This is a genomic window from Streptomyces sp. NPDC051913 (assembly GCF_044593635.1).
Taxonomy (GTDB): Bacteria; Actinomycetota; Actinomycetes; order Streptomycetales; family Streptomycetaceae; genus Streptomyces.
The window spans coordinates 501380-526770 of the sequence record NZ_JBIUCI010000006.1 but is presented as its reverse complement, the minus strand read 5'-3'; the positions used below and the strand labels follow the sequence as shown (position 1 = coordinate 526770).

General features: G+C 73.4%; 18 protein-coding genes. 6 read left to right on the top strand and 12 right to left on the bottom strand.

Going from position 1 to position 25391, the window contains the following annotated elements; genetic code table 11:
• Positions 1-46 precede the first annotated feature (46 nt).
• The 5 genes from ACIHIX_RS21730 to ACIHIX_RS21710 all read right to left on the bottom strand — a co-directional run bounded on the left by ACIHIX_RS21730 (position 47) and on the right by ACIHIX_RS21710 (position 8530).
• Positions 47-655: a GTP-binding protein gene (locus ACIHIX_RS21730; protein ID WP_399958510.1), complete on the bottom strand. Its 609-nt coding sequence runs from the start codon at positions 653-655 to the stop codon at positions 47-49.
• Positions 636-4286, bottom strand: coding sequence for a hydantoinase B/oxoprolinase family protein (locus tag ACIHIX_RS21725; protein WP_399958508.1), 3651 nt, complete (start codon positions 4284-4286; stop codon positions 636-638). Before ACIHIX_RS21725 ends, ACIHIX_RS21730 begins: the two co-directional genes overlap by 20 nt.
• Positions 4287-4424: 138 nt before the next feature.
• On the bottom strand, positions 4425-4820 hold the full coding sequence (locus ACIHIX_RS21720) for a DUF742 domain-containing protein (RefSeq protein ID WP_399958505.1): 396 nt from the start codon (positions 4818-4820) through the stop codon (positions 4425-4427).
• A 9-nt stretch (positions 4821-4829) separates the two neighbouring features.
• Positions 4830-5267, bottom strand: coding sequence for a roadblock/LC7 domain-containing protein (locus tag ACIHIX_RS21715; RefSeq protein ID WP_399958502.1), 438 nt, complete (start codon positions 5265-5267; stop codon positions 4830-4832).
• Positions 5264-8530 carry a nitrate- and nitrite sensing domain-containing protein gene (locus tag ACIHIX_RS21710; RefSeq protein WP_399958500.1) on the bottom strand — a complete coding sequence of 1089 codons (3267 nt, stop codon included), beginning with the start codon at positions 8528-8530 and terminating at the stop codon, positions 5264-5266. The genes ACIHIX_RS21715 and ACIHIX_RS21710 overlap by 4 nt, the downstream gene beginning before the upstream one ends.
• Positions 8531-8948: 418 nt before the next feature.
• On the opposite strand from ACIHIX_RS21710, the gene ACIHIX_RS21705 reads away from it, so the two are divergent.
• The gene (locus ACIHIX_RS21705) at positions 8949-9491 is read left to right on the top strand and encodes a hypothetical protein (protein ID WP_399958497.1); all 543 of its coding nucleotides are present in this window, start codon (positions 8949-8951) and stop codon (positions 9489-9491) included.
• Between the two features lie 88 nt (positions 9492-9579).
• Here the strand turns inward: ACIHIX_RS21705 and ACIHIX_RS21700 are convergent, their stop codons facing one another.
• From ACIHIX_RS21700 to ACIHIX_RS21685, 4 genes are all read right to left on the bottom strand, one after another.
• The gene (locus ACIHIX_RS21700; protein WP_399958494.1) at positions 9580-14202 is read right to left on the bottom strand and encodes a hypothetical protein; all 4623 of its coding nucleotides are present in this window, start codon (positions 14200-14202) and stop codon (positions 9580-9582) included.
• A 37-nt stretch (positions 14203-14239) separates the two neighbouring features.
• Positions 14240-15130, bottom strand: coding sequence for a hypothetical protein (locus ACIHIX_RS21695; protein WP_399958492.1), 891 nt, complete (start codon positions 15128-15130; stop codon positions 14240-14242).
• A gap of 31 nt (positions 15131-15161) precedes the next feature.
• Positions 15162-16688: a hypothetical protein gene (locus tag ACIHIX_RS21690; RefSeq protein WP_399958489.1), complete on the bottom strand. Its 1527-nt coding sequence runs from the start codon at positions 16686-16688 to the stop codon at positions 15162-15164.
• Positions 16689-16770: 82 nt separating this feature from the next.
• Positions 16771-17466 (bottom strand): GntR family transcriptional regulator, encoded by a 696-nt coding sequence (locus tag ACIHIX_RS21685; protein ID WP_399958486.1) that lies wholly within the window; start codon positions 17464-17466, stop codon positions 16771-16773.
• A gap of 140 nt (positions 17467-17606) precedes the next feature.
• On the opposite strand from ACIHIX_RS21685, the gene ACIHIX_RS21680 reads away from it, so the two are divergent.
• The 5 genes from ACIHIX_RS21680 to ACIHIX_RS21660 are packed head-to-tail and all read left to right on the top strand — an operon-like array spanning position 17607 to position 22005.
• Positions 17607-18902, top strand: coding sequence for an MFS transporter (locus tag ACIHIX_RS21680; RefSeq protein WP_399958483.1), 1296 nt, complete (start codon positions 17607-17609; stop codon positions 18900-18902).
• Positions 18899-19720, top strand: a complete 822-nt coding sequence (locus ACIHIX_RS21675; protein WP_399958480.1) for a putative hydro-lyase — start codon at positions 18899-18901, stop codon at positions 19718-19720. The genes ACIHIX_RS21680 and ACIHIX_RS21675 overlap by 4 nt, the downstream gene beginning before the upstream one ends.
• Positions 19721-19760: 40 nt before the next feature.
• Complete coding sequence (locus ACIHIX_RS21670) at positions 19761-20519, top strand: LamB/YcsF family protein (RefSeq protein WP_399958478.1); 759 nt, start codon at positions 19761-19763, stop codon at positions 20517-20519.
• Entirely contained in the window at positions 20516-21139 is a 624-nt protein-coding gene (pxpB, locus tag ACIHIX_RS21665) for a 5-oxoprolinase subunit PxpB (RefSeq protein ID WP_399958475.1), read from the top strand. Before ACIHIX_RS21670 ends, pxpB begins: the two co-directional genes overlap by 4 nt.
• Positions 21136-22005 carry a biotin-dependent carboxyltransferase family protein gene (locus ACIHIX_RS21660; RefSeq protein ID WP_399958472.1) on the top strand — a complete coding sequence of 290 codons (870 nt, stop codon included), beginning with the start codon at positions 21136-21138 and terminating at the stop codon, positions 22003-22005. The genes pxpB and ACIHIX_RS21660 overlap by 4 nt, the downstream gene beginning before the upstream one ends.
• A 16-nt stretch (positions 22006-22021) precedes the next feature.
• Here the strand turns inward: ACIHIX_RS21660 and ACIHIX_RS21655 are convergent, their stop codons facing one another.
• From ACIHIX_RS21655 to ACIHIX_RS21645, 3 genes are read right to left on the bottom strand one after another with little or no spacing between them, the layout of a single operon-like run.
• Positions 22022-22864 carry an SGNH/GDSL hydrolase family protein gene (locus tag ACIHIX_RS21655; protein ID WP_399958469.1) on the bottom strand — a complete coding sequence of 281 codons (843 nt, stop codon included), beginning with the start codon at positions 22862-22864 and terminating at the stop codon, positions 22022-22024.
• Positions 22861-24165: a glycosyltransferase gene (locus tag ACIHIX_RS21650; RefSeq protein ID WP_399958466.1), complete on the bottom strand. Its 1305-nt coding sequence runs from the start codon at positions 24163-24165 to the stop codon at positions 22861-22863. Before ACIHIX_RS21650 ends, ACIHIX_RS21655 begins: the two co-directional genes overlap by 4 nt.
• Positions 24162-25289, bottom strand: a complete 1128-nt coding sequence (locus ACIHIX_RS21645) for a glycosyltransferase family 4 protein (RefSeq protein WP_399958464.1) — start codon at positions 25287-25289, stop codon at positions 24162-24164. Before ACIHIX_RS21645 ends, ACIHIX_RS21650 begins: the two co-directional genes overlap by 4 nt.
• Positions 25290-25391 lie beyond the last annotated feature (102 nt).

Sequence of the window (25391 nt, the reverse complement as noted above, 5' to 3'; positions counted from 1 at the left end):
CCCGGTCGGCGGGGGTACGGGCCGCTCCCGTGTCGGCTGTCGGCTGTCAGCTCGTGACGGCGGCCTGCCGGCGCTCCGCCACGTACGCCATCGCGTGCCGGACCACGCCGATCAGCACCTCCTTGACCGACTCGCGGTCCCGGGCGTCGCACAGCACGACCGGCACGTCCTGGTCGAGGTCGAGAGCCTGGCGGACGTCCTCGACGGGGTAACGGGCCGATCCCTCGAAACAGTTGACGCCGACGAGGAAGGGTATGGAGCGCCGCTCGAAGTAGTCGATCGCGGCGAAACAGTCCTCCAGGCGGCGTGTGTCGGCGAGGACAACGGCGCCGAGGGCACCCTCGGAGAGCTCGTCCCACATGAACCAGAACCGCTCCTGGCCGGGCGTACCGAAGAGGTACAGCACCAGGTCCTCGCGGAGCGTGATGCGCCCGAAGTCCATGGCCACCGTGGTGGTGCGCTTGCCCTCCACGCCGCTCGTGTCGTCGACCGGGCGTCCTGCCTCGGTGAGCAGTTCCTCGGTACGCAGCGGCCGGATCTCGCTGACCGCGCCCACGAGCGTGGTCTTGCCCACGCCGAAGCCGCCGGCCACGAGGATCTTGAGCGTGACGGGCTCGACCGGGGGCTTTCCGCGCTCAGAACGCCCGAAGATCATTGATCTCTTCTCCTGCTGGATGGGGGTGGGGCGGCGGTGGGCCGTAGCCTCCACCGCCGGGGGTTTCGATGACAAGTACGTCGTCGGGACGGACGTCGGCCGCGTCGCTGCCGAGGAGTGGGGTGACCGTCCCGTCGGCCCGCTCCACGCGGTTGGCGCCCAGCGCGCCGGGTTCGCCGCCCGCCATGCCGTACGGCGGGAGCCTGCGGTGCTGGGAGAGCGTGGAGACGGTCATGGGTTCCAGGAACCGGATGCGGCGCACCGCGCCGTCGCCACCGCGCCAGCGTCCGGCGCCGCCGCTGCCCTGCCGGACCGCGAACTCGTCGAGCCGGACGGGCAGCCGCCACTCCAGGACCTCGGGGTCGGTGAGCCGCGAGTTGGTCATGTGAGTCTGCACGACGGGTGCGCCCGGGAAGCCGTCACCCGCTCCGGAACCGGACGCGACCGTCTCGTAGTACTGGTGGCGGGCGTTGCCGAACGTCACGTTGTTCATGGTCCCGGAGCCCTCGGCCTGGACGCCGAGCGCCGCGTAGAGGGCGCCGGTGATGGCCTGCGAGGTCTCCACGTTGCCCGCGACGACGGCGCAGGGCGGCTCGGGCGCGAGCATCGAGCCGGGCGGCACGATGATCCTCAGGGGGCGCAGACAGCCGTCGTTGAGGGGGATGTCGTCGGCGACCAGGGTGCGGAAGACGTACAGGACGGCCGCGTTGACCACCGCGAACGGGGCGTTGAAGTTGCTGTCCAGCTGCGCGGACGTACCGGTGAAGTCGACGGTCGCGGAGCGGTTGTCGCGGTCCACGCGTACGCGTACGCGGATCACGGCGCCCGAGTCGGTCTCGTAGGCGTACTCGCCGTCGTCGAGGGAGTCGACGACTCTGCGCACCGCTTCCTCGGCGTTGTCCTGGACGTGCCGCATATAGGCCTGTACGACGTCGAGTCCGAAGTCCTCGATCATGCGGGCGACTTCGTCGACGCCCTTCTGGTTGGCGGCGATCTGGGCCCGCAGGTCGGCGAGGTTGGTCGCCGGGTTGCGGGACGGGTAGCGCGCCTCGGTGAGCAGGCGGAGGGTCTCCTCCTCGCGGAAGCGGCCGTTCTCGGCGAGGAGCCAGTTGTCGAAGAGGATCCCCTCCTCCTCGATGCTGCGGCTGTCGGCGGGCATGGAGCCGGGGGCGATGCCGCCGATCTCGGCGTGGTGGCCGCGGGAGGCGACGTAGAAGAGGATCCTCCTGATACTCCCGTCACTCTCCGTGTCCTCGGGGTCCGGCGCGTCGAAGACCGGGGTGATCACCGTGACATCCGGCAGGTGGGTGCCGCCGTGGTACGGGTCGTTGACGGCGTAGGTGTCCCCCGGCCGCATTCCGGTGCCGCGGCGCCGGATGACCTCCTTGACGCTGGTGCCCATCGAGCCCAGGTGGACGGGGATGTGCGGGGCGTTGGCCACCAGGTTTCCGGCGGGGTCGAAGAGTGCGCAGGAGAAGTCGAGGCGTTCCTTGATGTTGACGGACTGGGCCGTGGACTCGAGGCGGGCGCCCATCTGTTCGGCGATGGACATGAAGAGGTTGTTGAAGACCTCGAGCCGGACCGGGTCGACTTCCGTGTCGAGATCGGAACTCTGCGTGACCGTCACGCGTTCCATGACCAGATGCCCGTCGTCTCGCGCCACGGCCTGCCAACCGTCGTCGACGACGGTCGTCGCGCTGGCCTCGGTGATAATCGCCGGGCCGGTGACGGTCTCGCCGGGAGGCAGTTCCTCGCGGCGGTGGAGGGGTACGTCGCGCCAGGCGCCGCCCGTGTGGAGGCGGACGGGCTCGGGTGCGGCGGGTCGGCCTTCGTACGGGGCGAGGGCCGAGAGATCGGGGGGTTGTGTGATGCCGGTGGCTTCCACGGAGAGGGCTTCGACGACGATCGGGCGGTCGAGGCTGAAGGAGTACGTGGCGCGATGACGGGCTTCGAAGGCGTCGCGCATCGCGGTGGGCTCGGTCAGTTCGACGGTGAGGGTGGTGTCGGTCCCGTCGTAGCGCAGTTGGGCGCGGCGGGTGACCCGGACGCGGTCCTCGGGGACGTCCTCGGCGAGGAGCTCGGCGCGGGCAGCGCTCTCCAGGTCGTCGGCGGTCTTGCGGACGCCCGGCATCGAGGCGGCCTCCAGGGGTGCCTCGACGGACTGTTCGCGCATGGCGGTGGTGTCGGCGAGGCCGATGCCCAGCGCGGAGAGCACCCCGGCCATGGGGGGTACGAGGACGGTGCGGATGCCCAGCGAGTCGGCGACCATGCACGCGTGCTGGCCACCGGCGCCCCCGAAGGTCGTCAGCGCGTAGCGGGTGACGTCGTGGCCCTTCTGGACGGAGATCCGCTTCACGGCGTTGGCGATGTTGGCGACGGCGATCTGGAGGTAGCCCTCGGCGACCTGCTCGGGAGTTCGGTCGTCGCCGGTCCGCTCGTGGATCTCGCGGGTGAGCTCGGCGAAGCGCTCGCGGACGAGTTCCGCGTCGAGGGGCTGGTCGCCGTCGGGGCCGAACACCTGCGGGAAATGGTCGGGTTGGATGCGGCCGAGCATGACGTTGGCGTCGGTGACGGCCAGCGGGCCGCCGCCGCGGTAGCAGGCGGGGCCCGGGTCCGCGCCCGCCGAGTCCGGCCCTACGCGGTAGCGGGAGCCGTCGAAGTGCAGGACCGAACCGCCGCCGGCGGCGACGGTGTGGATGTCGAGCATCGGCGCGCGCAGCCGGACTCCGGCGAGCTGTGTGGTGAAGACGCGTTCATACTCGCCGGCGAAGTGCGAGACGTCGGTGGAGGTGCCGCCCATGTCGAAACCGATGACCCGGTCGAAGCCGGCGAGTTGCGACATGCGGGCCATGCCGACGATGCCGCCCGCCGGCCCGGACAGGATCGCGTCCTTGCCGCGGAACTGACCGGCCTCGGTGAGACCGCCGTTGGACTGCATGAACATCAGCCGTACGCCGTCGAGTTCACCGGCGACCCGCTCGACGTACCGGCGCAGCACGGGCGAGAGGTAGGCGTCCACGACGGCGGTGTCCCCGCGCGGGACGAGCTTCATCAGCGGGCTGACCTCGCTGGACAGCGAGATCTGCGGGAAGCCGATGCGGGCGGCGAGCCTGCCCACGGCCTGTTCGTGGGCGGGGTGGAGGTGGCTGTGCAGGCAGACGACGGCGACCGCGCGGATCCCGTCGTCGTAGGCCTGCCGCAGGGGCCCGGAGAGGGTGTCCAGGTCGGGGGCGCGCAGGACCGCGCCGTCGGCGGCGATGCGTTCGTCGACCTCGATCACCCGCTCGTGGAGCAGTTCGGGGAGTTCGATGCGGCGGGCGAAGATGCGGGGCCGGTTCTGGTAGGCGATGCGCAGGGCGTCGCGGAAGCCGCGGGTGACGACGAGGAGGGTGCGTTCACCCTTGCGTTCCAGCAGGGCGTTGGTGGCGACGGTGGTGCCCATGCGGACGGCTTCCACCGGGTCCGCGGAACCGTCCAGGAGTTCGGTCACGCCGGTGACGGCCGCGTCGGCGTAGCGGCCGGGGTTGTCGGAGAGCAGCTTGTGCGTGAGCAGTCGGCCGTCCGGGCGACGCGCGACGATGTCGGTGAAGGTGCCGCCCCGGTCCACCCAGAACTGCCAGCCTGTCGTCACGTCCGTCTCCCCGATCGTGCTGTTCGGCACCGCGTCCGCGGGCCGGCGGGCCGCCCGCGGAGGTCGTCGACGATCAGTCGAATCCTATCGGGAGGGCCGGGCCGGCGCCCGCCCGCTCCGCGCGGGCAGACCGCTGTCTCACAGCGCCCTGAGGCCGTTGATCACGTCCCGCAGGATGCTCTCGTCCGGGAGCTCGGCGGGCGGCACCGGCCGGTTCACATGAACGAACTCGCTGTCCACGAGATCGCCGATGAGCACCCGCACCACGCCGATGGGCAGGTCGAGTTCGGAGGACAGTTCGGCGACCGACTGCGGGGTCTCGCGGCACAGGTCGACGATGTCCACGTGCTCCGGGGACAGCGAATGATCGCGTTCCGCGTCGTCCGCCTGGGGCTCCGTGACGACCACCGCGATGAGGTCCAGGCGGTGCTGGGCCGCACTGGTGGTGCGGCCGCGCGTCATGGCGTAGGGACGGACGACCGGTCCGGCCTCGTCGTCGAACCAGTGACTTCTTCCCTGACCGTCAGTGCTCATGTCATCCCACTACCCGCCCTGGGGCAGATCGGTGCGTGGAGCGGAGGCCAGATGTACACCGACCCGCTTGACCAGGAGCGTCATCTCGTAGGCGACGAGGCCGACATCGGAGTCCGCGTCGGAGAGGACGGCGAGGCAGCTGCCGTCGCCGGCGGCGGTCACGAACAGGAAGGCGTCGTCGAGTTCGACGACGGTCTGCCGGACGCTGCCCGCCTCGAAGTGCCGGCCCACGCCCTTGGCGAGGCTGTGGAACCCGGAGGCGACGGCGGCCAGGTGCTCGCTGTCCTCCCGGGTCAGGTCCTTGGACGCCCCCGTGGCCAGTCCGTCGCCGGAGAGCACGACGGCCTTGCGGATGCTGGCGACGCGGTCCACCAGTTCGTCCAGGAGCCAGTTGAGCTCGCCGGACCTGGGCGTCGCGGTGTGGCCGGTCGTCTTCGGTGCGGTCATCGACCGTCCCCCTTAGTTCCTCGTGGTGCTGTGCCGCTGTGGGCGTCCTCGCCCGCGGCGTTCTCCTCACGGCCGCGCTGCCAGCCACGCTGGAGCGAAGCCATGCGGTTGCGTACTTGGTCGGCGTCCCGCTCCTCGAACCCGGCTTCCCGGTCGGGACGGCGCTCGGGGCTCTGCTTGAGCTGCGGAGCCAGGTTGGCCTGCCGGACCCGCCGGGGCAGCGGGGCCGTGCCGGGCGCGTCCTGCCGGGGCCCGGGGCTGCCGAGGGGCCGCGGGTCGGGGCCGCCGGTGATCCCGGACCCGGGTGCGGTGCCGTCCAGGTGCGGGGTTCCGGGGTCCGCGGTGGGGTGGGCGGCCTCGGAGCCGCCGGTGGAGCGCGCGGCGTCGCCCGAGCCGCCACTGGCCGCGATCTCGGCGCGCCGGGTGCGTCGGGGCAGGGCCGGGGAACCGGGCGCCGTGTCGAGGTCACGGGAGCTGGATGTGGGGGCGCCGGCGCGCTGCGGGTCAAAGCGGCCCATGGATGCCGTCGCGTCGAGACGGTCCATGGAGGCGGGCGCGTCGAGACCGTCCATGGAGGTCGGCGTCTCGAAGGCGCGGCCGGCCGATGCCGACGTGTCGGCTGCGCGGCCCAGGGGCGTCGGGGTCCCGGGCTCGCGGTTCGTGGAGGCCGTACCGTCCTGGCCGCCGTTCCAGGGGGCCGTACGGGCCTGGCCGCCGCCCGTCAAGGCCGTCAGGTCCTGGCTGCCGCCCCTGGAGGCCGGCCCGTCCTGGTCGCGGCCCAGCGGTGCCGAGGTCTCGGTGCGTTGTTCGTCGGGGTGGTCGGCGACGCCGGTGGTCCGGCGCTGCGGGCCCGTGGCGCGTCTGCGGGCGGGCAGCGGGGGCGGGGTGGCCGAGAAGGACCGGTTCGATCCTCGTACGGGCTCCTCGTCGGGCTCCTGGCGTCGGGAGGGCTCCTCGGTCACCGGGCGGCCGTGCGAGCTGACCAGCTTGGGGGTGCGGCGCTGGGGCAGCGGCACCGGAGCGTTCAGGTCGTCGACCGCGTCGGCGCCGCGCCCCGCGGTGCCGGTACCGGAGGCCTCGCGGGACACGTCGGTCGAGGGCGAGGTGTCATCGGCGCGGACGAGCCCGCGACGGGGGCGGAACAGGCCGCCGCGTTCGCTGTCCTCGTCGTCGAGGGCGCCCGGGAAGTCGTCGATGGCGTCCAGGTCGACCGGGGCCTCCAGCTCCACGGGGCCGTCCAGAAGTGCCGCGGGAAGCCCGGGCAACTGCGCGGGCACGTGGGCGAGTTCCGCCCGGCGGGCCTCCTCCAGCTCCGCCTCCTTGGAGGGCCGGGGCCGGTCGAGGCGGAAGCCGATGCCGTTGGTGTCCGGGACGTCGTCCGTGAGCAGGGTGTTGGGGATGAACACGACGGCCGTCGTGCCCCCGTAGGGCGAAGGCTGGAGGGAGACACGGACGTTCTGCCGCTGGGCGAGCCGGCTGACCACGAACAGGCCGAGCCGGTCGGTGTCGGACAGCTCGAACTCCGGGGTCTCGGCGAGCCGGAGGTTGGCGTCCAGCAGGGCGTCCGCCGCCATACCGAGACCGCGGTCGTGGATCTCCAGGGTGAAGCCGTTGGCGACGCGCTCGCCCAGGACCTGGACGGCGGTGTGCGGCGGGGAGAACACCGTGGCGTTCTCCAGGAGTTCGGCGACGAGGTGCGTGAGGTCCGCGACGGCCGGGCCGGTGACGGCGACCCGGGGCAGGCGACGGACCTCGATGCGCTCGTAGTCCTCGACCTCGGCGACGGCGGCCCGTACGACGTCCATGAGCTGGACGGGCTTGCGCCACTGCCGGGAGGGGGCGGCGCCGGAGAGGATCACCAGGCCCTCGGCGTGCCGGCGCATACGGGTGGTGAGGTGGTCGAGGCGGAACAGGTCGGCGAGTTCGTCGGTGTCCTCGGTGCGGCGCTCCATGGTGTCGAGCAGCGTGAGCTGCTTGTGCAGGAGCACCTGGCTGCGGCGGGCGAGGTTCACGAAGACCTCGGCGACACCGGCGCGCAGTTCGGCCTGTTTGACGGCGGCCTCGACGGCCGCGCGCTGGAGGGTGTTGAGGGCCTGGCCGACGTCGCCGATCTCGTTCCTGTCGTACTCCAGGCGCGGGACCTCGGTCTCCACGTCGACCTGTTCACCGGCCGAGAGGCGGCGCATGACGCTGGGCAGCCGCACTCCGGACGCCTCGTGGGCCTCCAGGCGCAGCTGGCGCAGGTCGCGGATGAGGGCTCGGCCGACACGCACCGAGAGGAAGACCGAGAAGAGCAGGGCGAGCAGGCCGAGGACGCCGACCACGGCCGCCTTGACGATGACGCTCACCGCGACCGGCTGGACCCGGTCCTGATAGCGGTCGCCCGCCTGGTCGTTGAGGGTCGCGAGCCCTTCGAGCACACCGCCCGCGGCCGCGTCCCAGCCCTTGGCGGTGAGGGTGCGGGGGGTGCCGGGTTCGGAGGTGATGACGGTCCGCTCGACGGAGCGCAGGGACGCGGTGGAGGCGTTCTTCCAGAACCTGTCGTACCGCTCGCGTTCGCTCGCGGGCAGCACCGGAAGGCTGATGTCGTACATCAGGTTGCGCTGCGCGATGAGGTCGGCGACGTCCTGGATCTCGTCGCGGGTGAGCTTGCCGACCACGAGGGAGGAACCGAGGAGGGCGTCCTCGCGGGAGAGGAGTTCGCGGGCCCGGGTGATGTTGACGAGGGCGCGGGCCTGCTTGTCCATCTCCACGTTGTCGATGCCGTCGAGGGAGGCCAGCAGGGCGTAACAGGGGTCCACGAGGCGGTTGTAGCGGCCGAGGGCCTGGGAGCGGGTGACCGTTCCCTCCTGGACGCTGCGGCGCAGGGAGTCGACGCTGTCGAAGGCGTCCAGCACGCCGGTGAGACGTTCGTCGTCGTCCGCGTCCAGCCCGTCGCGGATGTCGGGGTCCCGCGCGCTCTTGCGGAGCTTGGCGATGGCCTCGTCGGTGGCGCCGCGGGTGCTGCGGAGCGCGGAGAGCGCGTCCGACGCCCTCGGGTCGGCGAGGTAGACGAGTGTCTGGCGCCGTTCCTGCTGGAGGATGCGGACAGTGTCCTCGGTGGGATACCCGATCTCCTCCACGGCGGTCGACACCTGGAAGAGCTGGGTGACCGCCCGCCCCGTGAGTACCGTGGCGAAGCCCCAGACCGCGGCCAGGGACACCAGCGGCACGAGAAGCAGCGCCACGATCTTCCGGCGGATCGACTTCCCGCGAAAGCGCATGGCCTCCCCCAGCTGGACCCCCGCCGGCCGGGGGTACACATGTGCGTCAACAAACGCCGCGAGCCTACTACCGACGCACAGTTAACTCGAAGACCCTTCCGGAGGCCGAACTTCCGCACCGGTGGCGCGAGATGGGGAGTTGTCCGGGCATTGCGGGAGATTGCCTCCCGCATTTGCGGGGCAACGCCGTGTCCGGATCCGACCGGTACAGGTGGGCAGTTGGCCAGAATTTTTCGTTTCCTGGGAATCTTCGGGGCGTGTTGTTCGTCCTTCTCTTCGGGAAATGGGGGCGGAATCGGCCACACGAGCCGCATCCCGCAACCGGGCGGCGTAAAACAGCGCAAGCCGGGCAGCCACTGGGGAGCCGTGTGTTCGAGCACGGGCGAGCGGTCTGCTGGCGGTGGGGAGTGACACCTTGATGGGCACGGCGGAGCGGCACGAGGCGCCTACGGACGCCACTGCGGCGCACCTGACGGCGCGGCGGAGCCCCGAGGCACTGGATCGCGACATTCCGGCGCCCGGCGGCGGGGGCGGACGCGAGGAACGCACCGCGGAGCGGGAAGAGCCGTATTACCGGCCGTTGTGGATCGAGGAGCAGGCGCCGCGTCGCCGGATGCCCGATCCGGTGCGTACGGCGGCGGTGCGGGCGGTGCTGCTCATCGCCGTGACCCTGGTCCAGGCGATGGTGGCCTTCCTGTGCACACTCGCCGGATCGTGGCTCGCGTTCCCGATGGTTCTCAGCAGCGTGGCGAGCACCGTCGTGGCGACGTGGGGTGCCCTCGACGTCTGGGTCACCCGCCAGGTCTGGAACCAGCGCAACGGCGTGGTGTCGGCACCCAGCAGCACCGCGCGTGCCCTGGGGCGTGAGCGGCGCAAGGCACGGCGACAGGCCAGGGCGACCGAGCGCGCGCAGGCGCGGATACGCCGCCGGGGCGGGGCCGGGCAGCTCTCACACCCCTGAGCGCGGGTCGGGGCGGCGCGGCAGCCCTCACATCCGTGCGCCCAGGTCGGGGCGGGGCAGGGCACCTCTCACACCGCCCGACGTGCCGCTACGACACGCTCGGCGCCGGTCGCTTGAACATGCGCGTCGCCGTGATCTCGCTGTGCACCGACTCCTCGCCCTCCGCCTGCTGCGGAAGCCCCGGACGGAGGTGTTCCTCCACGCTGATGTACTTCAGCCCGGCCCGGAGGTCGGCGTCGTTGCGCAAGCGGATGACCAGCGGGAACTCTGCGAGGGCCGTCGTGTCGAACAGGCCCGTGGTGTACAGGAGTTGGACACCGAGAGCGCGGGAGACGGCCCGCTGGAGCTCCAGCAGATAGGTGGCGTTGGCGCGCCCGATGGGGTTGTCGAGGAACAGCGTGCCCGCGTGCCGGTGCTTGTCGCGGCCCCGGTCGTTGGAGCGCAGCGCGGCCATCGTGCAGTACAGGGCGATGGCCGCGGTGAGCAGCTGACCGCCGGAGAACACGTCGCCCATCTGCCCGACCGGCACCCGTTCCGCGCGCAGCACCGCGTCCGGCTTGAGGATCTCCACGGCGACGCCCTTGGGCTCAAGGGCCGCGCCCACGCCCCGCAGCAGCAGGGACATGCCGTCGCGCCGCAGGTCGGAGTTCTTCTTCACCGCCGCGCGCGTCGCCTCGTCGATGACGTCACCGAGCCGCTCGGTCAGCGTCGCCTGGTCGGGTTCCTCGAAACGGATCCGCAGGAACTCCTGCCCGGACCACTCGCCGAGGCCCTCGGGCAGCCGGGACAGCCGCTGAGCGGACCGCAGGGTCGCGAGCGCCGACTCGACCAGCCCCCTGAGCCGGTCGACGATGGAGTCCCGGTTCCGCTCCAGCTGCGCCAACTCGTCGGTGAGGACGCGGAGTCGGGGAGCGAAGGCATCGGCCCACTTCTGCGCGTGCTCCGGCAGCGCGGAGGCGGGCAGCTCGCGGATCTGCTGGCGGGCGGGGGTACGGACCTGCTCGTAGCGCGTGGAGTTGGCGTGCCGCACGAGGACATCGCTCGCCTCACGCACGGCGCCCTCGGCGGCCGACAGGTCGGCGGCGCAGCCGCGCAGCGACCGGCGTGCCTCGGCGGCGGACTGCCTGGCCTCCTCGGTGCTTCCGGGGTAGGCCTCGGCTTCCTCCTGCTCCTCCTCCGAGACGTGTTCGCGCAGCAGGTCGCGGAGCATCGCGGCGATCTCGTCGAAGCCGCCGGCGGCGTCCTCGGCGGCGCGATGGGCGTCGAGAAGCTCGGCGTGCGCCTCCCGGGCCTGCGTCAAGGCCTCGGTGCGGGAGGCGAGTTCCGCGGTGGCCGTGCGCAGCAGCGCCTGCGCGTGGTCGGCGTCGCGCGGCTGGAGCTCCTCCGCGAGCTCGGTGTGGGCCTCGCCGTCCTCGGGCGCGTGCCGCTCCGCCTCGCCGCGCAGTCGGCCGAGCTGCTCGCTCGCGCTGGACATCCGTGTCTCCAGGAGCTGCACCAGCTCCTCGGCGCGGGCCGCGGCGGCCTGCCGGGACGGCCCGTCGGAGCCGTCGGGTGACTGAAGCAGCTGCTCGGCGCGCGTGCGGACCTTGTTGCTCAGCCGGTTCAGCTCGGCCAGGGCGGCGCTCTCGTCGCTCTCCGCCCGCGCCTGCTCGGCGCGCAGATCCGCTCCGACGCCGACCTTCTCGTAGACCTGGGAGGCGGCGCGGTAGGCCTCGCGGAGCGCGGGCAGGGACGTCTTCGGCGCGTCCGGGTCGCTGTCCGGTACGTCGTCGGGGGCGCCCGCGATCTCGGAGCGCTCGGAGCGCAGCGCACGTGCGGTGCGGCGGGCGTCGTCGGCGGCCCGCTGGGCGGCGCGCCGGTCCTCGTCGGCGGCGCGGGCCCGCTCCAGGCAGGTCTGGGCGCGGGCCTCCGACTCGGTGGCCTCGTCGGCCAGTTCACGGAGTTTGACCTGCCAGCCGGCCCGCTCCCGCAGCCGGAAGGCGAGTCCGGCGAGGGCGTCGGCGGCCCGCCGTGCCTTCTGTGCGGCCTCCTGTCGCTCGTCGCGCACCTGCGTGGCCTCGGCGGCGACCTCGTCGGCCTCGGCCCGCACGGTCCGCGCCTCGGCCAGTTCGGCCTCGGACTCCTCGGCGAAGGCGCGTGCTTCGTGCGCCGTCTGCGCGAGTTCGACGAGGCGACCGGCCGGGCAGCCGGTGCGCCAGGAGGCGAGCCGCGCCGCGAGTTCCCGGTCCTTGCCGAGCCGGGCGGCGAGCGAGCGGATCTCCTCGTCGCGCTCGGTCGCCCGCGCGCGCAGCGCCTGCCGCTCCTCGTCGGCGGCGTGCTCGTCGTGCATGGCCGGGTTCGGCGGTACGAGGAAGACGGCCTCGCTGCCCGCCGAGTCGGCGGCGGGGGTAGGGGCGAGCAGGGCGGCGGCCGTACCGACGGCGACGGCTGAGCGCGGCAGGAGAGCCGCCTCGCCGAGGGCCTCGCGGGCGCGCGCGTGGGTGTCCGGATCGGTGATGATCACGCCGTCGACCAGCTCGGGCCGGGCGGCCAGCACGCGCGCGTGGTCGGTGGGGTCGACGGCCTGGGCGAGGTAGCGCCAGCCGGGCAGCGCCGGGATGCCGTGCTCCCCCAGGAACTCCACGGTGGCCAGCACGTCCGGGCCGGGCGGCAGCAGCCCGCCGTCGCCGAGCGCGCCGAGGATCCGGGAGTCGTCGGCGGCGGCGGTGCGCAGCTCGAAGAGCTGGCGTTCCGCGGAGGACACGGAGTCGTCGAGCAGTTCACGCAATTCGTCGGCGAAGCGGTCGAGGTCCTCGGGGGTGAGGCCGGTGCCGTCCTCGTCGTCGCCGTCCTGCCGGGGCTGCGGGACGACGGAGCGCGCCTCGCCGCCCGTCAGGCCCAGCAGCTCGGCCAGCCGGGGCTCCGCGGCCAGCGCCTCGGCGAGGCGTCGCTCCGCGTCGTAGGACCGCTCGGCGGCCGTCGCGGCGTCGGCCGCGCGGGCCGCCGTCAGCTCGGCCCTCGACTCGGCGGCGCCCGCCTCGCGTGCGTGCTCGGTGGCCCGGCGGGCCGTCTCCCGGGCGGTGTCCCAGGCGGCGACGGCGGTCTTCTCGGCGTCGCTGGCCGCGAGGGCCGCGCGCGCGGGATCGGCGTCGGGTGCGCTGTCGTCGAGCCAGCCGGCCCGTACCGCCTCGGCGGTCTCCTGCTCGACCTCGGTGAGGCGCTGGCGCAGATGCCCGACCTCGCTGCGGGCGCGCTGGGCCTCGGTGGCGGCGGCGGTGGCGTCCCGGTGCGCGGACTCGCCGACCTCCTGAAGGGCGGCGGAGCGCTCCTCCTCCTCGTTGGCGAGGGTCTCGGCGCTCTCGGCGGCCGCGTGCAGGGCCCGGACGAGGTCCACGGCGGCCTTGGCGCGGGCGGCCAGCGCGGGGGCCGCGTCCCGCTCGGCCTCCTGGATGGCGGCCGACACGCGCGCGACGCGGTCGGCGGCGGCGCGGTGACGCAGGACGGCCTCGGCGGCCTGCCAGGCCGAGTGCAGCGTGCGGGCGTCGGCCAGCTCGCGCTTCTGCGCGGCGGCGGACTTCTCGGCCCCGGCGAGCGCCAAGGAAGCGTGCCGGTAGGCGAGTTCGGCGGCGATCAGCGCGCTGCGCTCACGCGCCCCCTCGGCATGTGTGACGGCGTAGGCCGCCGCGGTGACCCGCTGGGCGAGGTCGGCGGCCCGCACCCGCTCCTGGGTGCCGCGCGCGGAGAGCCGCCGGGCCAGGGTGCGCGTACGGCGCTCGGCTCCGGCGTGGATGTCACGCGCGCGTGCCCGGGCTTCGGCCGCCTCGACGATCCGCCCGAGCAGATCGACCGACCCTGCCGTGAAGTCCCGTTCGGCGATCAGTTCGGCGCGTCGCCCCAGCTTGTTGCCGAAGCCGCTGACCAGGTCGGCGAGCCCGTCGGTGTCCCGGGTGTCGGTCACGGCCCGCAGCAGCAGGTCGGTGAAGTCGGAGTCCTTCTTGACCGCGAAGAGACCGGCGGCCTCACCCTCGTCGGCGTTCATCTCCCGCTGGTAGCGGAAGAGTTCGGGGTCGAGGCCGAGGTCGCCGAGGTGCTCGATCCAGCGGTCGTGGATCTCCTCCCAGTGCACCTCAAGGTGCGGATACGCCTTGCCCGCCTCGGTGATGGCGTCCCGGAAGCCCTTCATGGTGCGCCGGCGGCCCTGCGCCCCGGACGCGCCCTCGACGGGCCTGCGTACGGCGGTGGACTCGGCGACCGGCAGATTGTCCAGCGAGAGCCCGGGGCCCGGCCGGAAGGAGTACCAGGCCTCGGCGAACTTCCGCGGGTCGTTGGAGACCTGCCGCCCCCGCCACTCGCTGGCCTTGCCGACGACCACGCACTCACCGGTCAGCGTGTGCTGCCACTCCAGCGCGACGTGCCCGCAGTCGTCGGCGAGCAGGAACTTGCGCAGCACGCCGGAGCTGGCGCCGCCCAGTGTGTTGCGGTGACCGGGCAGCATCACCGAGAAGATCAGCTTGAGCAGTACGGACTTGCCGCCGCCGTTCTCCAGGAAGAGCACGCCGGCGGGTGCCGGGCGGCGCGGCGGGCCGACCGGCTCCTCCTCGAAGAACTCCGCCTGGGCGGGCGCGGGATCGGGCACGACATCGCCCACGCCCCGCAGGTCAAGCACGGTGTCGGCGTAGCGCGCACCGGCGGGACCGATGGAGTAGAGGCGGACCCGGGACAGCTCGTACATGGCGGACTCTCGTAAGTCTTCGGCAGGTGGGGGGAGTTCAGGACGGGGAAGGCGTGTGGAACGGCAGCCCGGCGTCGGCCACCAGCTCCAGGTCCTCGGTGTTCTCCGCGGGCAGCAGCGTCGGCGTGCCGTCGGTGACCGGGACGACGCCCAGCTCCAGCAGCTCGGCCATGGCGGCGCTGCCGGCCATGTCACGCACCTGGAGCTGATAGCGGGCCGTGGTGCGGTACGTACCGCCGTTGTCGTCGCCGGTGCGCTGGAGGAAGCCGGAGTCGGTGAGGAACGCGGCGGCCTTGCCGACGATGCCGGTGGTCGAACCGGCGAGGCGGCGGGCGTCCTTGGTGGCGCCGGTGGCGCTGCGTCTCGCCCAGATCCGCCAGGCCGACTCCAGGCCGGGTGCCTCGGTGGCGGGGTCGGTGTTCTCGCCCACCTCCTCGGCGCGCTCCTCCAGGCGCCTGCACGCCTGCCGGACGAACGCGTCGACGCCGTTGACGCTGACGCGTCCGATGTAGCCGTCGTCGGCGAGGTCCTCGGGGCGCGGGTAGGCCATGGCGGCGACGGCGAGATGGGCGAGGCCGTGCAGGAACCGGTCGCTGCCGTCGGCGGAGGTCCGACGCGCGTAGTCGCCCATCCGCACGGCGAACACGGAGTCCTCGGCGGCGGTCACCGCCATGCCCGCGCGCGGGGACACCTCCAGCACGACGAGCCCGAGCCCGGCGGCCACGGCGTCGGCGAGCCGCGCGAACGCCCCGTCCTCGCGGTAGCGCCGCAGCAGGTCGGTGTACTCCTGGTCGCGGGCCGGCTGGAGCTTGGGCTGAAGGCCGAAGGCGACGAGCCGAGCCGCGTCGGCGGCGTCGGCGGGCGTGACGGCGGCGGAGACGGGGGCTGACCCGGCTTCCGGCTCACTCCACTCGACGTGCTCTGTCACGGTCGGTCTCCTCGGTCCACTGTTCCTCGACTCATGCTGCTTCCGTCCTGTCCGCCGCCATGCCCACCGCGTCCAGCAGGGCCGTCCCGACGATGAGATCCGCCCCGCCGAACTCGGGGTCGTCCAGCTCGGTCCCGTCGTCCACGGCGAACAGCAGCTTCTCCTCGCCCTGCCGGTAGGCGGTGCCCACCGCCGGACTGGCCGCGTGCACGGCCAACAGGGCGACGAGATACGGCAGATCGGGGTCCTGCCGCCGCGCCTCGGTCAGCAGCCCGGACAGCCGGCGGGGCGCGTCGGCCGGCAGGTCCAGCAGCTCCATCGCCGAGGCCAGCTGCTCCTCGCTGAAGCGGCTGTCGTCCGGCGTGGCGATGAGGTCCGGCTCGGGCATCTCTGCGCCCAGATGCTCGCGCTCCGCCGGCGGCGTCAGCAGTATGTCGACGAGGTCGCCGACCCGCACCGACACGGGCGTGCGCAGCCCGGTCCCCCGCGCGAAGAAGGCGTCGGTGACCCGGACCGCCTGCTCCAGCGGCAGCGGCAGCACGGGCGCGACCAGGTGCCCGTACAGGTCTATGCCCGAGGTCGTCATCGGCGTCGCGAAGGCCTGCCGGTCCTGCTCGGCGCGGAACAGCGGTCCGGCCTCCAGGAGCCGGGACTGGAGCTGGGTGTGGCGCCGGATGCAGTCCTTGACGATGTCGACCAGTTCGGCGGCCCGTCGCTTCTGCTCCGGGTCCTCGGACTCGTCGCGCGCCTTGCGGATGTTGGTCAGGATCGCGTTCTCATGGCGGTAGCGGTCGGCGACGTGGTCCAGCGCCTCGGTGATCATGTCGGGGACGGCGTTGAGCCAGTCCACCGCGCGGACATTGCGCCGCGTCGCGTCCAGGGCCCGGCGCAGGGTCTCCGAGTACTGCACGGTCCGGTACCGGGCCTGCTCGGCGGCGAGCTGGGCGTCGGCGAGCCGCCCGCGGCTGATCAGCACCTCCAGCTTGACCTCGGCGGCGATCTGGGCGCTGGTGACGTCGGTGTCCAGGGCGCCGACCAGGACGTTGACCGCCTCGTCCGTCGTACGGAGGTACACCGAACCGCCGGGCCCGGGGACCTCCTCGATCAGCTTGAAGTCGTAGTCGCGGCGCACATAGGTGCCGTCCTGCGCGAACGTGCCGTACACGGCGCGGAAACCGCGGTCGACGCTGCCGACGTTGATCAGGTTCTCGAGGACCCAGCGGGCCACGCGCTCGTGCTCGGCGACGGGCCGCTGGGGTGCCTGGGCGGCGATGCGCGGGATGAGGCGGGCGACGATCTGGTCGTGGTCCGCGCCCGTGTCGAAGTCCATGTTCAGGGTGACCAGGTCGATGGCGGCGAGGGCGACCTCCGCCATGCCGTACACCGAGTACTCACCCGCGAGGTTCGCCTTGCGCGCGTCCAGGTCGTGCAGCGGCGCGGTGCACGCGAGCGCGCGCAGCCGCCGCGCCAGCCCCTCGTCGGCGGCCGGTCCCGGAGCGGGGCGGGACGCTGCGCTGAGCTGGGGCGGAACGCGGTCCGTCGGTGCAGGCGAAGTCACGGTGCACAGACTAGGTCCTCGGTCTGACAACGACTAAAACGACGCAGATCACACCCCACCCGCCGGCGACAGGATCCGGACGCTAGCCGTCCTCCCCCACCCGCCGCCGGTAGACCTCCACCACCCGCTCCAACGAGTCCTCCAGATAGACCGCGAGCAGTTTCTCCGCCTCCTCCTTGTCGCCCGCCTCCAACGCCCCGAGGATCTGCTGGTTGCGCGCAAGGTAGGGCTCGTGCAGCCGCCGCGGGTCGTCCACGACGTGGAACGCGAGCCGCAGTTCGGCGAAGACGCTGCGCATGAGTTCGTCGGTGCGCTCGCTGGTGGCGAGAGCGACCAGTTCCCGGTGGAAGTGGATGTTGGCCGTACCCAACGCTTTCCAGTCACCTTCGCGCACCGCCCGCAGCCCCTCGGCCACGGCTTCGGCGGGCCCCTCCAGGGCGTACGGCGGCTCGCCGAGGCCCCGCACCACCGCGCACTCCACGAGCCGGCGGGTGCGATAGATGTCCTCGACGTCCTCGACGGTCAGGACCCTGACGAACACCCCCCGGTTCAGCTCGTGGACGAGCAGGCGTTCATGGGTGAGCAGTCGGAACGCCTCGCGCAGTGTGTTGCGGGACACCCCGAGGGCGCCGCCGATGCTGTCCTCCGACAGCCGCGTACCGGGCGGGAAGTAGCCCTCGGCGATGCGGCTCCTGAGGATGTCCGAGACCCGCTCCGCCGTGCTGGTACGGCCCAGGAGGGCGCGGTCGTCGGCCAGTCCGCTCAGCTGCTCTGCCATGCCCGGAATTCAACCGCAGACACGAGAACGAAACAACAGGGGTATTGAAGGATCGTTCAACGATCCTCTACCTTCATCCCCATCACACCGCACCGCACGGCTCAGTTCCGCACCCTCCGTCCTCCCACTGCGAGGTGCACATGAGCACGACTCCTCCACCGCAGGCCCTGACCGCTCACCCCACGACGACCGAACGCCCCGCCGATGACGGGGCGTTGGGCTGGTTCCGCGCCCTCGGTCCGCGCGGCCGGCGTGCCTTCGCCGGCGCGTTCGGCGGCTATGCCCTGGACTCCTACGACTACTTCACGCTGCCGCTGAGCATGGTCGCGCTGGCCGCCTACTTCGGCCTGGACAGCGGCCAGACCGGGCTCTTCACCACCGTCACACTGCTGGCCTCCGGCGTCGGCGGAGCTCTCGCGGGGGTGCTGGCCGACCGGGCCGGGCGGGTCCGGGCCCTGATGATCACGGTGATCACCTACGCGGTCTTCACCGTGGCCTGCGGTTTCGCGCCCAACTTCGAGTCCCTGCTGGTCTTCCGCGCCCTCCAGGGGCTCGGCTTCGGCGGCGAGTGGGCGGTCGGCGCGATCCTGGTCGCCGAGTACGCGAGCGCGAAGCACCGGGGCCGCACCCTCGGCGCCGTCCAGAGCTCGTGGGCGGTGGGCTGGGCGCTCGCCGCCGTCGTCTACACGCTGGTCTTCTCGTTCCTCGACGACGACCTGGCCTGGCGCGTGATGTTCTGGACGGGCGCACTGCCCGCGCTGCTCGTCGTCTGGCTGCGCCGCCGTGTGCAGGACGCGCCCGAGGCGATCGCGGTACGCGAGAAGAGCCGCGGCGCGACCTCCTTCACGGCGATCTTCAAGCCGGGGCTGCTGCGTACGACGATCTTCGCGGGGCTGCTGTCGACCGGCGTCCAGGGCGGCTACTACACGCTCGCCACCTGGGTGCCGACGTACCTCAAGAGCGACCGCGGACTGTCGGTCGTCGGTACGGGCGGCTATCTCACCTTCCTGATCTCCGGCGCCTTCCTCGGCTATCTGACCGGCGGCTACCTCACCGACCGGCTGGGCCGCCGCCGCAACATCTGGCTCTTCGCCCTGCTCTCGGCGATCTGCATCCTGGCGTACGCCAACATCCCGGACGGCGCCAACACCCTGCTCCTGGTGCTCGGCTTCCCGCTCGGGTTCTGCATGTCCGCGATCTTCAGCGGCTTCGGCTCCTTCCTGGCCGAGCTGTATCCGACGGCGGTGCGCGGCACCGGACAGGGCTTCACGTACAACGCCGGACGGGCCGTGGGTGCCGTCTTCCCCACCACGGTCGGCTTCCTGGCCGACAGCTGGGGCGTGGGCGGCGCGCTGGTCTTCGGCGCACTGGGTTACGCGCTCGCCGCGCTGGCGCTGTTCGGGCTGCCGGAGACCCGTGGGAAGGAACTCGCGTGAACCGTACGGAAGACCGCCCCCTGACCCTTGCCGACGAGCACGCGCACGCGTGGAGCCCGCGGGAGGCCCGCACCCGCTTCCGGGACGGACTCACGGGCCCCACCGCCGGCGTCGCCGCGGGCCACACCCAGGCCAACCTGATCTCGGTGCCCGCCGACTGGGCGTACGACATGCTCCTGTTCTGCCAGCGCAACCCGAAGCCGTGCCCCGTGCTCGACGTCACCGACGCCGGATCTCCTACGACGGTCCTGGCCCCCGGCGCCGACCTCCGTACCGACCTGCCGCGTTACCGGGTGTGGCAGGACGGCGAACTCGTGGACGAGCCGACCGACGTGCGGGCGCACTGGCGGGACGACCTCGTGTCGTTCCTCATCGGGTGCAGTTTCACCTTCGAGTGGGCGCTGGCCGAGGCGGGCGTACCCCTGCGCCACCTGGAGCAGGGGCGCAACGTGCCGATGTACGAGACGACCTGGCAGTGCCGGCCGGCGGGGCGGCTGCACGGCCCGATGGTGGTCTCGATGCGGCCGGTGCCGCCGCAACATCTGTCGGCGGCGATCCGGGAGAGCAGTCTGCTCCCCGCCGTCCACGGCGGCCCCGTGCACTGCGGCGACCCGTCGACCCTCGGCATCGACGACCTCGCCCGCCCCGACTTCGGGGACCCGGTGGACGTCGAACCGGACGACATCCCCGTGTTCTGGGCCTGCGGAGTGACCCCGCAGGCCGCGGTGATGGCCTCGCGCCCGCCGTTCGCCCTCACGCACGCGCCGGGCCAGATGTTCCTGACCGACGCCCGCGACCAGCAGTACCGCGTGGCGTGAGCGCCGCCGGTCCAAGCACGGAAGGAGATTGAGAAGTTCCATGGTCTCGATCGATCTGAACGCCGATCTCGGCGAGGGCTTCGGCCGCTGGCGGCTGACCGACGACGAGGAGCTGCTCTCCGTCGTCACCAGCGCCAACGTGGCCTGCGGCTTCCACGCCGGGGACGCGGCCACCATGCGGCGGGTGTGCGAGCAGGCGGCCGAGCGCGGCGTACGGATCGGGGCCCAGGTCTCCTACCGGGACCTGGCCGGCTTCGGGCGGCGCGCGATGGACGTGCCGCCCGCCGAGCTGGCGGCCGAGGTGGCCTACCAGATCGGCGCCCTGGAGGTCTTCGCGCGAGCGGCCGGCACGCGCGTGTCGTACGTCAAACCGCACGGCGCGCTCTACAACCGCGTCGTGCACGACCAGGAGCAGGCCGGAGCCGTCGTCGACGGGATCCGCCTCGCGGACGCCACCCTGCCCGTGCTCGGCCTGCCCGGCTCACGCCTGCTGGAGCTGGCGCGCGACTCCGGTCTGCCGACGGTCACGGAGGCGTTCGCGGACCGCGCGTACACCGCGGCGGGCACGCTGGTGCCGCGCGCCGAGGAGGGAGCCGTGGTGACCGACCCGGAGGCCGTCGTGGAGCGCTCACTGGGCCTGGCCCGCGACGGCGCGGTCACCTCGCACTCCGGCTCGCGCGTGGCGGTCCGGGCGCGCTCGCTGTGCCTCCACGGGGACACCCCGGGGGCCGTGGAACTGGCCCGACGGGTGCGCGCGCGGCTGACCGGGTCGGGCATCCGTGTGGAGGCCTTCGTATGAGGGCGCTGCCCGTCGGCGACACCGCACTGCTCGTAGAGGTGTCCTCGGGCGAGGAGGCCCAGGCCCTGCACGCGGAGCTGCTGCGCCGCCGCGCGGAGGGCTCCCTGTCCGTCCGGGAGATCGTCCCCGCGGCCCGCACGGTCCTCCTCGACGGCCTCGCCGACCCGGCCCGCCTGGCCGCCGAGCTCACCGCCGCGGACGTACCGCCCGCTCCCCCACGCGGGCGTGCCGTCGTCGAACTCCCCGTGCGCTACGACGGTCCGGACCTGGCCGACGTGGCCACGCACTGGGGCGTCCCCCCGCACGAGGTGGCCCGTATCCACGCGGGCACCGAATTCACCGTCGCCTTCTGCGGGTTCGCCCCCGGCTTCGGCTATCTGACCGGTCTGCCGGAGCGGTACGACGTCCCGCGCCGGGCGACGCCGCGCACGGCCGTCCCCGCCGGGGCGGTGGCGCTGGCGGGGCCCTACACGGGTGTGTACCCCCGCTCCTCCCCCGGCGGCTGGCAGTTGATCGGCACCACGGAGGCCGTTCTCTGGGACCACGCGCGCGTACCGGCCGCACTGCTGTCGCCCGGCACGCGCGTGAGGTTCGTGCCGGCAGGGGCGGTGGAGGCGTGACGGACCGCGCGCTCTGCGTCGTACGCGCCGGAGCACTGACCACCGTGCAGGACCTGGGCCGCCCCGGCCACGCCCACCTCGGCGTACCCCGCTCGGGAGCCCTGGACGGGCCCACGGCGGCCCTCGTCAACCGCCTGGTCGGCAATCCACCGGAGGCGGCCGTCCTGGAGACCACGCTCAACGGCTGCTCGGTACGGCCGCGTTCCGCGGTCACCGTGGCCATCGGGGGCGCCCCCTGCGCGGTCAGGGTGGACGGCCGCCCGGCCGCCTGGGGTGCGCCGGTGCACGTGCCCGCCGGGGCGCTCCTGGACGTCGGAACCGCCCGCGGCGGCGTACGAGGCTATGTGGCCGTCTCCGGGGGCATCGCCGTCGAGCCGGTGCTCGGCAGCCGCTCCACGGACCTCCTCTCGGGCCTGGGCCCGGCCCCGCTCACGGACGGGGCGGTCCTGCCCCTGGGCACCCCGAGCGCCCTCCCCGCGCGCGTGGACGTGGCTCCCCAGCCGGCGCCCCCGGCGGAGCTCGTCCTACGGGTGACGCTCGGCCCGCGCGACGACTGGTTCACGCCCGAGGCGGTACGGGCCTTCACGTCCCGTGCCTACCGGGTGTCCCCCGCGAGCAACCGCATCGGCCTGCGCACGGAGGGCCCCGCGCTGGAGCGGGCCCGACCGGGTGAACTCCCCAGCGAGGGCATGGTCCTGGGCGCGGTGCAGGTCCCGCCTGACGGCCGGCCGGTGGTGTTCCTGGCGGACCATCCGACGACGGGCGGGTATCCGGTGATAGCGGTGGTCCGCACAGCAGACCTCCCCGCGGCCGGCCAGGCGGTTCCTGGCACCCCGGTGCGCTTCCTGGCGGTGCGGCGACGCTGACCCGCCCAGGGCCACCTCAGTGCCCCTGGGCGGCGTCCACGGACAACGCCGCCAGCGCGGCGGAAACCGCGTGCGCGGCCCGCACATCCAGCCACGCACTGCTCCCCCGCGCCCGATGCCGTATCTCATCAGCCGCGAGCCTCAGCAACTGCGGCAACAGATCCGTACACCGCCGAGCCACCCACCCCGTCCCCGCGGTCGCCAGCCACCAAAGGCTCGCCGACCTGGTGGGAACCGGGAACTCCGGCTCGGCCGAGGGCGCTGCCCCCGCCGCCAGCCCCGCCTCCGCCAGCAGCGCGTGGAACCGTACGGCGAGCTGCCGGTGCCCCCGCTCACCCGGGTGGAGCCGGTCCGCGCTCCACATCGCGCGGTCGCTGATCCAGGCCCCCTCGGCGGCATGCAGATGCACCGCCCCGTACCGCTCGGACAGCGCGTGGACGACGGAGTTGACCGCGCGCTGCCGCCGGGCCAGCGGACTCGCCAGCGCCCCCGGCAGTCCCAGCATCGCGCCGGGATCGGGCAAACAGGCCGTGAGCAGCACCGCGCCCTGTGCGGTGACGGCCGCGTACACCGCGTCGAGCCGGGCGGCCACGGCATGGATGTCGAAGGTGCAGCGCAGGGTGTCGTTGACACCGATGACGACGGACACGACATCCGGGCGCAGGGCCAGCCCGGCGGGCAGCTGCCGTTCCAGCACGTCCCGCGTCTGCGCCCCGCTCACCGCGAGGTTGGTGAACTCCACGGACCGCCCCAGGCCGCCGACGAGCAGGGCCGCCCACCCCCGCCGGCCGTCGCCGACGGGGTCGCCCACCCCCTCGGTCAGCGAGTCTCCGAGGGCGACGAACCGCAGAGCGCTCACCGCGGACCTCCATGAAGCGAACCGCCACCGACCGAGCCGCCACCGACCGAGCCGCCGGCCACCGAGCCGCCACCGGCCGAGCCGCCGTGAGCCGAACGCCCGCGAACCGAGGCACCGTCCACACCAGCCCCGGCCCCCCGCAGCCCCACCACCGCGTCATGCGCCGCAAGGAACGCCTCGACAGCCGCCCCCCACCCGAAGCACTCCGCACGCGCGCGTGCGGCCTCTCGGCGCTCCGCCACCGGCCGGCCGAGCAGCGACTCCACGGCGTCCGCGAAGCCGCCCCCGTGGTCCGCCGCCACCGCTCCCGCCGCCCCGATCACCTCGGGCAGCGCGGACGAGGCGCTCGCCACGACGGGTGTACCGCAGGCCATCGCCTCCAGCGCGGCGAGCCCGAAGGTCTCGGCGGGTCCGGGAGCCAGACAGATGTCGGCGGAGGCCTGGAGCGCGCCGAGCAGCCCGCGGTCGGCGACGTGCCCGAGGAACACGACCGGCAACCCACGCTCCCGCGCCCGCTGTTCGAGCCGCGACCGCAACGGCCCGTCCCCCGCCACCACCAGCACCGCCCGCCGACCACGCCGTACGAGCGCCTCCAAGGCGTCCAGCGCGGTGCCGGGTCGTTTCTCCACCGACAGCCGGGTGCACGTCACCAGCAGCGCCTCGTCCACGCGCGCGTAAACGCCACGCAGCCGCGCGTCCCGCAGCGCGGGATGCCGTTCGGCCAGGTCGACGCCGAGCGGCGCCCGTACGACGTTGCGCGCGCCGATCCGCACGAACTCCCGCTCGGCGAACTCGGTGGTGCACACCACGCGCGCGTAGGTGTGTGCCGTACGGAGGTTCAGGGCGTCCGCGGTGCGCCGGGCCGCGCCCTCCGGGACGCCCCAGGTGCGGAGCACACCGTCGGCGGTCTCGTGGGACACCATCACGGCAGGCACCCGCGCCCGACGCGCCCACTTCCCGGTCCACCTCAGCGTCGTACGGTCGGAGACCTCCAGGCGGTCGGGGGCCAGCGCCTCCAGGAGCCGGGCCACCCGCCGCCGGTCGGCGAGCACGCGATAGCCGCCGGTACCCGGGAGCAGCGGCCCGGGGAGGGTGATCACCCGTCCCTGCTCGGTCGCGACGTCACTGACCCGCTCACCCGGCACGACGAGCACGGGCTCGTGCCCGGCCGCCTGGTAGCCCTTGCCGAGTTCCCGCAGCGCGGTCCGCAGACCGCCCGAGGCGGGCGCCACGAAGTTCGCGAGCCGGACGATCCGCAACGGCCGGACACCGCCCCCGGCGTCGGTCCATGAACCGGTCACGCCGCCACCGCCGTCCGCCGCGTCGCCAGCACGCCCGCGTAGTGCCCGAGCAGCTGATCGCCGACGGCCGCCCAGGTGCGTCCCTCGACCGTGGCCCGCCCCGCGGCGCCGTACGCGGCCCGTAGACCGGGATCCGCGGCCAGGGCCCAGACGGCGTCCCGTACGGCGGCCGCGTCGCGCGGGGGGACCAGCAGGCCGGTGCGGCCGTGGGCGACTAGGTCCAGCGGACCGCCCGCGGCGGGCGCGACCACGGGGACCCCGCTGGCCATGGCCTCCTGCACGGTCTGGCAGAAGGTCTCGAAGGGACCCGTGTGCGCGAAGACGTCCAAGGAGGCGAAGATCCGCGCCAGTTCGTCGCCGGTGCGACGCCCCAGGAAGACCGCGCCCGGCAGGGCCGCCGTGAGCGAAGGCAGGCTCGGCCCGTCGCCCACCACGACCACACGGACGCCCTCCAGGCCGCACACACCCGCCAGCAGCTCCACCTGTTTCTCGGGGGCGAGCCGTCCGACGTAGCCGACGATCAGCTCGCCGTTCGGGGCGAGTTCACGGCGCAGTGCCTCGTCGCGCAGTGAGGGGCGGAAGCGGGCGGTGTCCACGCCACGCGGCCACAGCCGTACCCGGGGCACGCCGTGGGACTCGAGGTCGTGCAGGGCGGCACCGGACGGGGCGAGGGTGAGGTCGGCGGCGGCGTGGACGGAGCGGATGCGGCGCCACGCCGCCGCCTCGCCCGCGTGGACGTAGGTGCGGGCGTACCCCGCGAGGTCGGTCTGGTAGACGGCGACGGCGGGGATGCCGAGCCGGGCGGCCGCCGCCATGCCGCGGACGCCGAGGACGAAGGGGCTGGCCAGATGGACGAGGTCGGCGCGGTGCTCGGCGATGGCCGCGGCGACGCGGCGGCTGGGCAGGGCGACCCTGACCTGGGGGTAGCCCGGGAGGGGGAGGGAGGGGACACGGACGACGGGGCACGGCGCCGAGGCGTCGGTCCCGGTACCGGCCGCGGTGGCCGGCGCGACGACGAGCGGGGAATGACCGCGATCCACGAGGTGCCGGGCGGTCTGGAGCGCGCAGTGGGCCACGCCGTTCACGTCGGGGGGAAAGGATTCGGTCACGATGACGACACGCATACCGGTGTTGTCGCCGCACCGGACGTGGACGCGTCAACGTGGATCTTTCCGGACGAGGAACGTCCCGTGAGCGTTCCGTCGCGCACCCGCGCAGGTCAGGCC

Excerpts from the sequence above, each read along its gene's own strand:
- ACIHIX_RS21645 (WP_399958464.1), bottom strand. The coding sequence starts at position 25,289 with ATGCGTGTCGTCATCGTGACCGAATCCTTTCCCCCCGACGTGAACGGC.
- ACIHIX_RS21685 (WP_399958486.1), bottom strand. The coding sequence starts at position 17,466 with ATGGCAGAGCAGCTGAGCGGACTGGCCGACGACCGCGCCCTCCTGGGC.
- ACIHIX_RS21680 (WP_399958483.1), top strand. The coding sequence starts at position 17,607 with ATGAGCACGACTCCTCCACCGCAGGCCCTGACCGCTCACCCCACGACG.
- ACIHIX_RS21720 (WP_399958505.1), bottom strand. The coding sequence starts at position 4,820 with ATGAGCACTGACGGTCAGGGAAGAAGTCACTGGTTCGACGACGAGGCC.
- ACIHIX_RS21710 (WP_399958500.1), bottom strand. The coding sequence starts at position 8,530 with ATGCGCTTTCGCGGGAAGTCGATCCGCCGGAAGATCGTGGCGCTGCTT.
- ACIHIX_RS21705 (WP_399958497.1), top strand. The coding sequence starts at position 8,949 with ATGGGCACGGCGGAGCGGCACGAGGCGCCTACGGACGCCACTGCGGCG.
- ACIHIX_RS21715 (WP_399958502.1), bottom strand. The coding sequence starts at position 5,267 with ATGACCGCACCGAAGACGACCGGCCACACCGCGACGCCCAGGTCCGGC.
- ACIHIX_RS21730 (WP_399958510.1), bottom strand. The coding sequence starts at position 655 with ATGATCTTCGGGCGTTCTGAGCGCGGAAAGCCCCCGGTCGAGCCCGTC.
- pxpB (WP_399958475.1), top strand. The coding sequence starts at position 20,516 with ATGAGGGCGCTGCCCGTCGGCGACACCGCACTGCTCGTAGAGGTGTCC.
- ACIHIX_RS21670 (WP_399958478.1), top strand. The coding sequence starts at position 19,761 with ATGGTCTCGATCGATCTGAACGCCGATCTCGGCGAGGGCTTCGGCCGC.
- ACIHIX_RS21700 (WP_399958494.1), bottom strand. The coding sequence starts at position 14,202 with ATGTACGAGCTGTCCCGGGTCCGCCTCTACTCCATCGGTCCCGCCGGT.